Source organism: Bacillus sp. ISL-46 (assembly GCF_018613205.1).
Genome location: NZ_JAGGQR010000027.1, coordinates 1 through 11,767 on the forward strand (window position 1 = coordinate 1; position 11,767 = coordinate 11,767).

General features: G+C 37.7%; 14 protein-coding genes and 2 pseudogenes. All 16 read left to right on the forward strand.

Annotation, left to right across the window (positions count from 1 at the left end; translation table 11 throughout):
* A pseudogene (locus J7E67_RS15005) lies at nt 1–241 on the forward strand (IS110 family RNA-guided transposase); the annotation flags it as partial.
* A gap of 752 nt (nt 242–993) precedes the next feature.
* A complete protein-coding gene (locus tag J7E67_RS15010; protein ID WP_214717076.1) occupies nt 994–1,437 on the forward strand; it encodes a helix-turn-helix domain-containing protein in 444 nt (147 codons plus the stop codon).
* A gap of 254 nt (nt 1,438–1,691) precedes the next feature.
* Complete coding sequence (locus J7E67_RS15015; protein ID WP_214717077.1) at nt 1,692–2,294, forward strand: hypothetical protein; 603 nt, start codon at nt 1,692–1,694, stop codon at nt 2,292–2,294.
* A 156-nt stretch (nt 2,295–2,450) separates the two neighbouring features.
* Nucleotides 2,451–2,675 (forward strand): helix-turn-helix domain-containing protein, encoded by a 225-nt coding sequence (locus tag J7E67_RS15020; protein WP_214732261.1) that lies wholly within the window; start codon nt 2,451–2,453, stop codon nt 2,673–2,675.
* The gene (locus tag J7E67_RS15025) at nt 2,676–2,825 is read left to right on the forward strand and encodes a hypothetical protein (protein WP_214717079.1); all 150 of its coding nucleotides are present in this window, start codon (nt 2,676–2,678) and stop codon (nt 2,823–2,825) included.
* Nucleotides 2,810–3,061: a hypothetical protein gene (locus J7E67_RS15030; RefSeq protein ID WP_214732262.1), complete on the forward strand. Its 252-nt coding sequence runs from the start codon at nt 2,810–2,812 to the stop codon at nt 3,059–3,061. The genes J7E67_RS15025 and J7E67_RS15030 overlap by 16 nt, the downstream gene beginning before the upstream one ends.
* Nucleotides 3,054–3,413 carry a hypothetical protein gene (locus J7E67_RS15035; protein WP_214732263.1) on the forward strand — a complete coding sequence of 120 codons (360 nt, stop codon included), beginning with the start codon at nt 3,054–3,056 and terminating at the stop codon, nt 3,411–3,413. Before J7E67_RS15030 ends, J7E67_RS15035 begins: the two co-directional genes overlap by 8 nt.
* A 21-nt stretch (nt 3,414–3,434) precedes the next feature.
* Nucleotides 3,435–4,307: pseudogene (locus J7E67_RS15040) on the forward strand (ROK family glucokinase); the annotation flags it as partial.
* On the forward strand, nt 4,282–4,461 hold the full coding sequence (locus tag J7E67_RS15045; RefSeq protein WP_214717082.1) for a hypothetical protein: 180 nt from the start codon (nt 4,282–4,284) through the stop codon (nt 4,459–4,461). The pseudogene J7E67_RS15040 and the gene J7E67_RS15045, both read left to right, overlap by 26 nt.
* 28 nt (nt 4,462–4,489) lie before the next feature.
* The gene (locus J7E67_RS15050; RefSeq protein ID WP_214717083.1) at nt 4,490–5,608 is read left to right on the forward strand and encodes a Gfo/Idh/MocA family protein; all 1,119 of its coding nucleotides are present in this window, start codon (nt 4,490–4,492) and stop codon (nt 5,606–5,608) included.
* Nucleotides 5,609–6,294: 686 nt separating this feature from the next.
* Nucleotides 6,295–7,218: a phytanoyl-CoA dioxygenase family protein gene (locus J7E67_RS15055; RefSeq protein WP_214717084.1), complete on the forward strand. Its 924-nt coding sequence runs from the start codon at nt 6,295–6,297 to the stop codon at nt 7,216–7,218.
* 201 nt (nt 7,219–7,419) lie between these two features.
* Nucleotides 7,420–7,692 (forward strand): protein YhfH, encoded by a 273-nt coding sequence (yhfH, locus tag J7E67_RS32320; RefSeq protein ID WP_374102999.1) that lies wholly within the window; start codon nt 7,420–7,422, stop codon nt 7,690–7,692.
* 78 nt (nt 7,693–7,770) lie between these two features.
* On the forward strand, nt 7,771–9,024 hold the full coding sequence (locus tag J7E67_RS15065) for an MFS transporter (RefSeq protein WP_214732264.1): 1,254 nt from the start codon (nt 7,771–7,773) through the stop codon (nt 9,022–9,024).
* A 469-nt stretch (nt 9,025–9,493) separates the two neighbouring features.
* On the forward strand, nt 9,494–10,375 hold the full coding sequence (pdxS, locus tag J7E67_RS15070) for a pyridoxal 5'-phosphate synthase lyase subunit PdxS (protein ID WP_214732265.1): 882 nt from the start codon (nt 9,494–9,496) through the stop codon (nt 10,373–10,375).
* Between the two features lie 214 nt (nt 10,376–10,589).
* Complete coding sequence (locus J7E67_RS15075) at nt 10,590–10,919, forward strand: DUF3870 domain-containing protein (protein WP_168242528.1); 330 nt, start codon at nt 10,590–10,592, stop codon at nt 10,917–10,919.
* A gap of 190 nt (nt 10,920–11,109) precedes the next feature.
* On the forward strand, nt 11,110–11,766 hold the full coding sequence (locus J7E67_RS15080) for a CoA transferase subunit A (RefSeq protein WP_214717087.1): 657 nt from the start codon (nt 11,110–11,112) through the stop codon (nt 11,764–11,766).
* Nucleotide 11,767 lies beyond the last annotated feature (1 nt).

The following is an 11,767-nucleotide window of genomic DNA, read 5'->3' on the forward strand; positions in this document are numbered from 1 at the left end:
CTATCTCGGAGCACTGTATAGACGTACAGCATCACGAAAAGGGAAGAAAAAAGCTGGAATAGTAGTAGCCCATGCGATGTTAAGAATCGCTTATTATCTATTAACCCGTAAAGAAATGTATGTAGATTTAGGCGAAGACTACTTCGATAAACAAAGACAGCAATCTATTGTTCGGCATTCCTTAAGAAGACTTGAAAGTTTTGGTTATATCGTATCAATTAAAGAACCAGAAGCATCCTAATCCAACTCATTTATTAACAATAGATCAATGAATTGTCGCTCTCTTCCTTTTTTAAAAAATGAATGAGCTGCGTCTTCTTTAGTATTGCCTTTTTCCAATGTTATAGAAGTGAATTTTCATAGTAGTTTTAGTGCAAATCTTCACAATTTTTCAAATATCTAGCCGAGGATTTCCTTGTCTTTTTTGTTGCAGAAAAATGCCACGATTGTAGAATTTATTAAGATATGCTAGGTGTAAAGCGGAAAAAATGACTTGGTGAGTGAGCGACTTTTCTTGGAAAGTTAACGACCGACAAGCGTTGACTTTGTACGAAGTGCCGTTGCAGCTGGCCGATTGAATGAGACGAGGGAAACCTCGTCTTTTTTTTATTTGTCCGAAATTAAATTCTTCCGTGACATATTATTGAAGGTCTGCGCGACTTTATATATTTACGCGTTTTATAAAGTAAAGGGATACTTTGCGAAAAACTGCGCAGCTTTGTTTGCTCGCTCCTATTATTTTATAGAAAGTTCTTTTTTGCTGTCCGAAAATAGTTTCTTACGAGGCATGAAGGGTAGAAAGGTGCGCAGTTATCTTAGTTCGTGCGACATACGTATTGAAAAGGCCGCGCGACTATTCTTTCTTATCCTTATTTTAAGGTAAGAGCTTTTTTTACTGTCCGAAAATGCCTTCTAAAACGTCAAATGGGATGTAAGGTTTTTTCCGCGGCCAATCCGCGTTCACATAAATAAAATTAACGGAGGGGATGCGAAATGGAAAGGAAGGTATTTAACAAAACGACGCCAACGGAAGGAGGTAAGCACTTTATACCGTTGCCTAGCGATGCCAGACACTATATTCACCACGATAGAATTAACGCTGACAAACTATTTCTATATGCGTTAATTATCGATTATTACAATCTGCAAGAAGGTTTCGCTTTTCCGTCGCTCGAAACACTGTCGGTCAAATACGGGAAGGTTCCGGATACTACGAGCAAACACTTAGATGATTTAAAGGAAGTCGGGCTTATTAATTTTCCTCCTGAAAAAGGATACTATGTGCCGCTTATTCCATTGACCGATGATGACTTTTTTACTGCGTTTCCGGACGCCTGGGGAAATTACAAAGAGGCAATACAGAGATGCGATAATCGAAGGAAAGCCGCTGCAGAACGAATGCGGAAATGGAGGCAGGAAAATGGTTACACGGATTAACATGGTAATGTTCACCTAATCAACAAGGGTAACAAGCGTGTCATCTAGGTGTTAACTAGATATAAATAACGAGACTTAAAGAACGAGATTTAAAAAGATTGCGTCTCATTACATTAGACGCCACGATTCAGTGAATGCGTATATGGTATTATTCGCTGATATTCTTTTCTAAAAGAAAACAAGAGATAAGTGTTCACCTAATTGAGCGTGTAACATTAATTCAGGCATGAACTGCCAAAAGGGGATAACGACTGATGGAAAAACGGGAAGGAGCAACATTGCAAGTAAAGAAACGCTTAAATCGAATTAAAGTAAAAGTAAACGCTAAGTTCTCCGATATAGATTGGCTGATGGCTGAAACGGACGACATTATCGAGGAATTTATGAGAAACGGGGGCTATCATCCAATTATGGAAATCCCAAACCAATTGTCGTTAATGAGCGCGTTACTAGCCAAGACACACGAAAATATCGAACGAATGAACATTTCGCAACGATCACGGGAAGAATGGGCGGAGATTGAGCTGCAATTTATTCCGTCAAAACCTCTTGATATTCCGGACTGCTATAAAGTTTGCGGATGTTGGAACTGTAACCAGCTATTCAAACGAAGGGGTAAAACGAAATATTGCTCCGAAAAATGTCGTCAGGAGCAGATGGACGCCAATGATCGGTTTGAAAAAACGGGAACATACCTAGCGCTTTACCGCGATAAGTACCGACCGAAAAGAGACGAGACAGCCGAACGGATGAGGAAAGAAAAAGAAGTCCATCTGACCGAAAAAATGGCGAAAAAGGTTCCTACAATCGACTATGGAATCAACGGAAAAATTAAGCCGAAATATAAGGTTATTTGAAAAAGGGATAAAATCCGAATGTATGAGGGCAAATAACAAGTTGGACAGTTGTTATTACCCTTATCGCACTAGTCAAAACGACTGGTGCATTTTTTATGGCCAAAAAGCCGTTTTTATTGGGTTCAATTGAAATTTATTGAAAGGGGCTGAATTGACTTGAACGGAAAAACTTTGCAAATCTTACGCTATCGCTCGGACTTATCAATTAAAGAAATGTCCGAAAAACTCAGAATTAGTGAATCTTTATTAACAAAGATAGAAGCTGGCATTAGTCCAATTTCAACTAGAGTAAAAACACGAATATTAACCGCTTGCGAAGTTGATGAAGGATTATTCGAAATTGTGAACAAGATGCGATTATTCGACGGGGAGCTGAACTAGATGAAATACGAAATTATTAATGTCCACCATTACAATTGCAACAATTTTGAAGGCACAAGAGAAGCGAAACTGTACGAAAACGGCATGCTTGTATACCTGTCGGAGCCAGAATACGAAGAAGAGGATGAGGAACAGTGTGTGACGAGTTAGACCCAATTGAACTGTTTTTTCATCAAGTAATTGAATTTGTGGAAAGTTATACAGTTTTTCGCAACTACAAGAAGATGGATGAGGAAAAGAAAACGAAGTACATCGAGAAATTAACGCTCTTAATCCTATTTGAGGCGTCTCCAAGAAAAAATTTCGACATAAGCATGGAGACAATCCGATTGGTCGTCCGTGACATCCTGGAAAAGAAAGCGGCGGAGGTAACAGACGATGAATAAACTTCAACGATTTATTTCCTCCAATTGTGCGACCTATGACGGTGACGGTAAATGTTTTCTCGAAACTGGCGCCAATTGCGATCGGACCTGCGTTTACTTTCGTGAGCATGGAGGCCGTTGCTCTTACGCAGAAAATTGCGTCATTCCTGGCGACCATAAAGTCGAGGTGCTTTATTGGTCGGAGCGAGGTGTTACCATGTCAGGCAATTATTGCGATAGTTGTCAGCAGCCTTACGAACGAAAAAGCAATCGACAGCGATATTGTAAGAAATGCGGAGAGTTTGCCGAGAAAGAAAATGGGCGTCAAAGAGACCGTGAATACAAGGAGAGAAAACGACGGTTTAAGGACTAAAATACGTGTTTTAAGCGCCTAATTAGCCGATTAATTGATCAACAATTAGAAGTATTGAAGCAAAACAAAAATAAGTTAATTGGCATAGGAATTGGAGCACCGGGTCCTGTAAATGTTCAGAACGGATCGATTGAAGTGGCTGTAAATTTAGGCTGGGACAACTTCCCTTTACGAGACATTTTAAAACAGGAAACCTCCTTGCCTGTAGTTGTTGAGAATGATGCAAATTTGGCAGCAATCGGTGAAATGTGGAAAGGTGCGGGTAATGGTGCTAAAAACCTGATATTTATAACCTTAGGAACTGGTGTTGGAGGCGGCATTATCGTCAATGGCAAGATCGTTCACGGTGAAAATGGAGCTGGTGGGGAAATAGGTCATATTACATCCATCCCAAGAGACGGCTTTCTTTGTAATTGTGGGAAAAAGGGATGCTTAGAAACGGTAGCATCTGCTACAGGAATTGTCCGTCTGGCTTTAGAAGAGCTCACTCATACTGAAGAATTTAGTAAATTAAAAGATTATTATACTAAACATCAAACGGTTACTTCGAAGCAAATTTTTGATGCAGTAAATGAAGGTGATCAAACGGCAAAACGTATTATTCACCAAGTAACATTCCATTTAGGATTATCACTGGCAAATTTAGCTAACAGCTTAAATCCGAAAAAAATTGTTATTGGTGGCGGCGTTTCGAATGCGGGCGATAGCTTGATGATACCTTTGAAAGAGCAATTTGCTCAATTTGCTTTTCCAAAAGTTGCTCAAGGTGTGGAACTAGTTGTTGCAACATTAGGTAATGATGCTGGTGTACTTGGCGGAGCCTGGCTGGCGAAAGAAACACTTTCAACAAAAAATGGTGGTGAATTGTTTGAAATCAAAGGAAGAAACTCTTGAAAATTTAAAAAAAGAATTGCTTCGAATTGGTTCAACTACTCAAAGGGATTATGATTTGTTGAAGAAAAAAGGGCAAGTGTATAGTACAACGATTTGCCGTAGGTTAAAACTATGTTGGCCTGAAGTTATCAAACAGACAGGTCTAAATATCTAAACAGGAAGAAAGATGCGGAGGTCTACCCATGAATAAATTAAAAGTTGGGATCATTGGTTGTGGGGCAATTGCCTTACAGAAACATCTGCCGGCCTTAATAAAGTTAAGTGATAAGGTAGAAGTAGTTGCATTTTGTAGTGGAAATGAAGAAAGTGCACGTAATGCTGCAGAAAAATTCAGTAAAAATGCAAGGATTTACACAGATTACCGAGAGTTAGTGGCAGATAGCAATATAGATGTAGTCCATGTGTGTACGCCTAATGCATTGCATGCTCCTATTACAGTTGCAGCTCTCGATGCAGGTAAGCATGTCATGTGTGAAAAACCGATGGCTACTAGCTCAAAGGAAGCAAAAGAAATGCTAGATGCTGCAAAGCGATCAGGAAAAAAATTAACTATTGCTTATCAAAATCGGTTTAGAGTAGATTCGCTATTATTAAAACAGGCTTGTGATAGAGGAGATTTAGGAGAAATCTATGTAGCAAAAGCTCATGCTGTTCGACGTCGTGGTGTTCCAACATGGGGAGCATTCATGAATAAAGAATTACAGGGAGGAGGGCCGTTAATCGATATCGGAACACATGCGCTTGATTTGACATTCTGGTGTATGAATAACTATGAAGTTGATACGGTTACGGGAGTTACTTTTAACAAATTAAAAAACCAAAATCAAGCAAATCTATTCGGACCATGGGATCCGAATAGATTCGACGTAGAAGAATCTGCTTTTGCTTTTATAAAAATGAAAAACGGAGCAACCATTTATTTAGAGACGGCTTGGTTACTGAATACTTTAGATGAGCGCGAAGCAATGACCACTTTGTCAGGAACTAAAGGCGGAGCAGAAATGAGGAGAAACAAATTAACAAATAAACACGAATTAGTCTTTAACGGTGAAATGTATGGGCAGCTTATTGAGACGAAATTACAAAATGCCGCAGAGATTTCTTACCACTCACCAAATGAAGAATCAGATGCGGATCGTGAACTTGGTCAATGGATTAATGCGATTCTTGAAGACAAGGAACCGGTTGTCACTCCTGAACAAGCATACCAGGTTACAAGAATACTTGAGGCTATTTATGAATCTGCAGCAACAAGCAAAACGATTGAATTCACGAATGAAGAAGAAGTTCTCACAACATAAAGGTATTAAATAAGAATTGAATCAAAAAACTAGAATCAAAAGTATAAATTAAAAAATATTCGTTAAAAGGAAAAAGGAAAGGCTGCCCGAAAAGGTCGTTAATTATAGACCTTTTTAGACAGTCTTTTTTTTATCTACGAGAATGCTATTACGAGAGTGTTCTATATGTCAGGAAAAAATGTTAACCATTTAAAAAGGGACAACATTTTTGTTGGAAATCTTACTCGGATAGCAAGATGTTATAGTTTTTTTAGTGCTACAACAATATATTGAATTTTTGAATTGATAATTAAAATTTCTCCCTATTAATTTTTTATGCTAAGTCTTCTTTATTTCTTGTGATGTTTATTTTGCCTTTCCTTCTGGTTTTTTGAAATCTCCATGATAAATCCGATTTTTAACCTGTTCATTTTTCAAATGAATAACGTCAAATAGCAATATATTGTAGTTTTTTTATCAAATCAACACGATAGTTAATAGTATTACCACTATGACAATAGTATATTTAAATTGTCAGGTTACTTAAAAACAATAGTGAAACTGACAACAAAAGATTAACCTATTTATCAAAGATGCTACTGCGTGTATCATCTTGGCAGCATTAGTAAGCGTTTTGGTATAGGGTAAGTGGATTAATTTAATATACAACATAAAACATCTAACCCCGATAGAGGAGGATTTTAAAAATGGCTAAAACAAAAGTAAATAATATTCTTGAGATTGATATTCCATTGAATGAACGTCCTAACAACGAACCATTAAGAGTGTTAACGGAAGAGGAATTTAAATTTTGGAAAGAAAACGGATACGTAGTCGTTCCTAATGTTGTTCCAAAAGAGTATATAGATCGAACTGTTAACCTTATTTGGGATTTTGAAGAAAAAGATCCTACTGATCCTTCTACCTGGTACAGAGCACCACTTCGTGAGCATCTAATGCCAGAACTCCGTGGAGCTGGAATGGTGGAGTTATATAATCATCAATACTTCTGGGACAATCGTTCCTATCAAAAAGTATACGATGCGTTTGTAGATATTTGGGGAACAGAAAAATTATGGACAAGTATTGACAGATGTAACATGAGCTTCCCTAATAAACCAGGAACTTTTGAATTTGAAGGATTTATCCACTGGGATGGTGATACTTCATTAGATCCGCTTCCAGTAAATGTTCAGGGTATTCTTTTCTTAACAGATACGGATGTAGAAAATGGTGGATTGAATGTCATTCCTGAGTTATTTAAAGATTTTCCTGAGTGGGTAAAAACTCAACCTGCAGATAGAGATCCTTATCACCCAGATTATACAGGCTATACACCAACACCTGTAACTTTGAAAGCGGGAGACTTGTTAATTTTCCATGTCATGCAACCACATGGTTTACGTAAAAATGTTTCGAATACACCAAATATTCATCAATACATTTCTATGTTCCCGGCACAGGAACACAATGAAGAATTAAAACAATGGAGAATTACACAAATGAGAGATAGAGAGATTCCAGAGGGAATTGCATTCCTGGGAGATCCTCGAAATTGGGAGAAAGAAAAATACCAACGAGCTGAACTTACTGAATTAGGTGAGAAATTATTGGGACTTAAAAAATGGTAAATTGGATTTCAAGATATATAAGCTAGAATATACCGATTCTGTAGAATCATAACAGAATCGGTATAAAAATATATTTTTGTTAGAAACAGCAATGCTAGGTTTTTCTTAAGTGGGAAAGGTTTTTTAAAAACAAAAAAGAAAACGCTTTACTACGGGGAGTAAAACTAGAGACAAGTGGAGGTAATGAAAATGCTGATTAAAATGACAGAATTTTTTAAGAATTTACCAAGTAAAACTTGTACAAATTGTGGTAAGAAAATAGAAGAACAATATGAATCTTATGTCAACACGTGTGATAATTGTTCAAAATCGTTTACTTTTGAGATGGTGTCAAAAAAGGAAGATTCGGTATTTTCAGTAGAGTGTCTTAATTCAAAAAGAATGAAATGCACAATGAGTTGTTTTCACAAGCAGGAAAGAGAGGCTAAGGCATCTGCATCCTGCCACATGAAAAATGAATACAGAGTCCATTGATCGATTTACTGCTGTACACAGTTCAGATAAGTTTTTAGTGGTAAAACCCTGGTAATTTTATTAATAGGAGTGAAAAATTTGCAACGTAATTCATATATAATTACACGTCTCTCAGCAATGATGTTTTTTCAATACTTTACCCTAGGTACATGGTTGGCTACTTTGGGTTATATTCTTAGTCAACATGGACTATCTTCTATAATTGGTACTGCGTACTCGATTGGTGGTATTGCAGCTATTATTTCTCCGATTTTCATAGGTATGATTTCGGACCGATTCTTTCCATCTCAAAAAATGTTAGGGATTGTTAATATTATTGGAGGTATCTTGTTATGGTTTCTTCCGGCACAAATCTATTCAAATAATGGAACCGCTTTTTTATGGCTAATGTTTCTTTATATGTTGTGTTTTAATCCAACTTATTCCTTAACGAATAATATAAGTTTTCATAATGTTCAAAACCCTGTTAAAGCCTTTCCATTTATACGTGTATGCGGAACTCTTGGGTTTATCGTTGCAAGCGTTTTAATTGGAAGCCTTGGTTTTTCAGGTAGCCCAGTTGCTCTACAAATCGGTGCTGTTATGTCAATTCTGCTTGGCCTATACAGTTTTACCTTGCCAAACACTCCGGCGTCTGGTAAAGGGAAACCGTTATCACTAAGAGACATATTTTTTCTTGATGCACTGCAATTGTTAAAAAATCGTTACTATTTAGTATTTATATTATGTACAACAGTGCTTTTTCTAGATCATGCAACATACATGTCTTTTACCTCAGTATTTCTTGGTGATACTGGAGTGAAAGATGTTTCATCCGTTATGACAATTGGTCAAATATCTGAAGTGATATTTATGTTATTACTTCCTTTTTTTTATCGCAAATTAGGATTCAAATGGATGTTTTTAGTTGGCATGCTCGCATGGGTATTACGGATGTCGTTATTTGCGTTTGGTGCACCTGAAGGAATCGTACCATTAATGTATATTGGTGTTGCCTTACACGGATTATGTTGGGACTTTTTCTTTGTTTCAGGATACCTTTATACTGATGAAGTGGCAGATGAAAAAATAAAGGGTCAAGCGCAAGGATTAATTATTATGTTTACTCAGGGTATTGGTATGTTTGTAGGATCCTATTTTGCTGGAAATCTCTTTAATCAAACAGTCACGGAAACTGGAACCGCTTCTCTTGCTCAATGGCAAGCTTTCTGGACTTATCCGGCAGTAGTTGCGGCAATCGTCGCAGTAGTATTCTTCTTCCTCTTTAAGGATAAAAGACAATCTTCCGTAAATGGTGAGCTAAATAATGAACCAGAGCGTTTAGGGGCTTGACACAATCTAAATTTAAATATTTTGAAAAAGGACTTAAACTCAATCATTAAGAGACTTAATGAAATCCCTGTCTTATCAATACTTTCATAATTAAACTGTTATAATCATAAAGTATATCCATCATTGACAAAGTTGAGGTCGGGGGTTCGAACCCCTCACAGGTCATTCATAAAGAGCCTTGGTAACCATTGTGTTATCAAGGTTTTTTCTATATAACAGGAAATTTAGTTTAGTAATACAAATGATTTGGTGGCAAATTCTATTACCTCTAAAATTCAACATAATTTTTGCAGTTTACGTGCAAAAAAACAAGGATAGTGCCAATAAATTTTGCATATTGTTTCCGCAAATAGTGAACAAATAGGTGTTTTTAATATTGGCACGGTAATTGCAAGTTTATAAGTGAAAATTAGAGATTTTCCTGTTAAAAGAAGTAGATACGTTTAAAATCATCTAAGGGGGCTTAACAATGAAAACAGGTACGGATCGTGTAAAAAGAGGTATGGCTGAAATGCAAAAGGGCGGCGTCATTATGGATGTTGTGAATGCTGAGCAAGCAAAAATAGCAGAGGAAGCAGGAGCGGTAGCTGTAATGGCATTGGAGCGCGTTCCTTCTGATATCCGTGCAAGTGGCGGAGTAGCAAGAATGGCAGATCCACGAATTACTGAAGAAGTTATGAATGCGGTTTCTATTCCAGTTATGGCAAAAGCACGTATCGGACACATCGTAGAAGCCCGAGTACTTGAAGCAATGGGTGTTGATTATATTGATGAGAGTGAAGTTTTAACACCAGCAGATGAAGAGTACCATCTAAATAAAAATGATTACACTGTTCCATTTGTTTGTGGTTGCCGTGATCTTGGCGAAGCAGCACGCCGTATAGGTGAAGGTGCATCCATGCTTCGTACAAAAGGAGAGCCGGGAACTGGTAATATCGTAGAAGCTGTTCGTCATATCCGTAAGGTAAATGCACAAGTACGTAAAGTCGCTACAATGAGTGAAGATGAATTGATGACAGAGGCTAAACTACTTGGAGCTCCCTATGAACTTCTTCTAGAGATTAAGCGTCTCGGACGTCTACCTGTAGTAAACTTTGCAGCTGGTGGAGTAGCAACGCCTGCTGATGCTGCACTTATGATGCAATTAGGTGCTGATGGAGTATTTGTTGGTTCTGGAATCTTCAAATCTGATAACCCAGCAAAATTCGCTAGAGCTATCGTGGAAGCAACAACCCACTATAAGGAATATAAACTAATTGCAGAGATTTCAAAAAATCTTGGAATTGCAATGAAAGGTATTGAGATTTCAACTCTGTCTCCTGAAGCGCGAATGCAGGAACGTGGTTGGTAAAAATTTCAAATCTTTCTAGAAGGTTTTAACATACAGGGGAGAATAATCTATTTATTGTGTATAGGTCTAAAAAATAGTCGTAAGCTCTTTCTTGTTAGTGAAAGCGCTTTAACATTTTTGAAAATTTAAAATATTCACATTGACATTGTTTATTCTGACCCGTATACTCGTGTTAGAAACATGTTCAGTGGATTTTTGAAAGGTGGATTATAGCATGCAAACACTGGAAACAGTGATTGTTACAGGATATGCAAAAGCTCCACAGGGAACTTCCATGTATGAAATGTATAAGCATGCGGGAATTGTTCTCGAAGTGAATCTGAAAGATCATAAGATTATCGGAGCTGAATTCACATTCGTAACTGAACTAACTAAAAATTATTTTCAAAAACTGCTGATAGGCTACTGTCTTGAAGACGGTGTCGAGCAGTTGATTAAACGAATTCAAAGTTTTTATTTTGCTCCATCCCAGCAAGCGATCATTGTGGCTCTACAAGCTGCAGTTCAACGTTACTGGGATAATGTGAAGCAAATGAATACATAACGTTTGGTTATAATAAAGTGGGAAGATGACCTCTTCCCATGGTCTTATTAAAACCGGGCAAACATGAACTCTTTGTAAGGAATGTTCGTTGGAACGACATTCTTTATAGAGATTTATGTTTTGCTCGGTTTTTTATTTTACCGAACTGTTACACTCACAAAAGTCGAAGGAGAGGCAGGGATAAAAAAACATGAGCAAGCTGATTACATGCGAAGAAGCTGTAAAAAAGGTTAAAAGCGGCTCTCGAATTATGGTAGGTGGATTTGGACTTGTAGGAAGTCCGCTTAGTTTAATAGCCGCTTTGGCGCAATCGAAAGTGAAAGACTTAGAGATTATTAGTAATAACCTTGGTGAACCAGGCAGAGGTCTTGGAGTTTTGGTACGGAAAAAGCAAGTGAAAAAAGCGATAGGCTCGTATTTTACAAGCAACCCGGAGGTGGTTAAGGCTTATCAGGATAAGGAAATGGAAGTGGAGCTTCTCCCTCAAGGAACGATGTCTGAAGCCATTCGAGCGGGTGGTGCGGGACTCGGAGGGTTTTATACACCGGTCAGCGTAGGAACAAAAATCGCCGAAAACAAAGAAGAGCGTACCCTTAACGGTAAAAAATTTGTGTTCCAAGAGCCGCTTAAAGCCAATTTTGCATTAATTAAAGCGAAAAAAGCGGATCAATTAGGAAATCTCATCTACAACAAATCGGCAAGAAACTTTAATCCGATGATGGCAACAGCAGCGGATGTGGTTATTGCCGAGGTGGACGAGATTGTGGAGGTAGGCCAAATTTCTCCTGAAGAAATTGTGACCCCTCATTTATACGTTGATTATATCGTTGTGAAGGGCGTGAACTAGC

What these genes read in the sequence shown, in the direction of transcription:
- J7E67_RS15035 (WP_214732263.1), top strand. Translation starts at nt 3,054, where the DNA reads ATGAATAAACTTCAACGATTTATTTCCTCCAATTGTGCGACCTATGAC.
- J7E67_RS15010 (WP_214717076.1), top strand. Translation starts at nt 994, where the DNA reads ATGGAAAGGAAGGTATTTAACAAAACGACGCCAACGGAAGGAGGTAAG.
- J7E67_RS15080 (WP_214717087.1), top strand. Translation starts at nt 11,110, where the DNA reads ATGAGCAAGCTGATTACATGCGAAGAAGCTGTAAAAAAGGTTAAAAGC.
- J7E67_RS15055 (WP_214717084.1), top strand. Translation starts at nt 6,295, where the DNA reads ATGGCTAAAACAAAAGTAAATAATATTCTTGAGATTGATATTCCATTG.
- pdxS (WP_214732265.1), top strand. Translation starts at nt 9,494, where the DNA reads ATGAAAACAGGTACGGATCGTGTAAAAAGAGGTATGGCTGAAATGCAA.
- J7E67_RS15050 (WP_214717083.1), top strand. Translation starts at nt 4,490, where the DNA reads ATGAATAAATTAAAAGTTGGGATCATTGGTTGTGGGGCAATTGCCTTA.
- J7E67_RS15025 (WP_214717079.1), top strand. Translation starts at nt 2,676, where the DNA reads ATGAAATACGAAATTATTAATGTCCACCATTACAATTGCAACAATTTT.
- J7E67_RS15015 (WP_214717077.1), top strand. Translation starts at nt 1,692, where the DNA reads ATGGAAAAACGGGAAGGAGCAACATTGCAAGTAAAGAAACGCTTAAAT.
- J7E67_RS15075 (WP_168242528.1), top strand. Translation starts at nt 10,590, where the DNA reads ATGCAAACACTGGAAACAGTGATTGTTACAGGATATGCAAAAGCTCCA.
- yhfH (WP_374102999.1), top strand. Translation starts at nt 7,420, where the DNA reads ATGACAGAATTTTTTAAGAATTTACCAAGTAAAACTTGTACAAATTGT.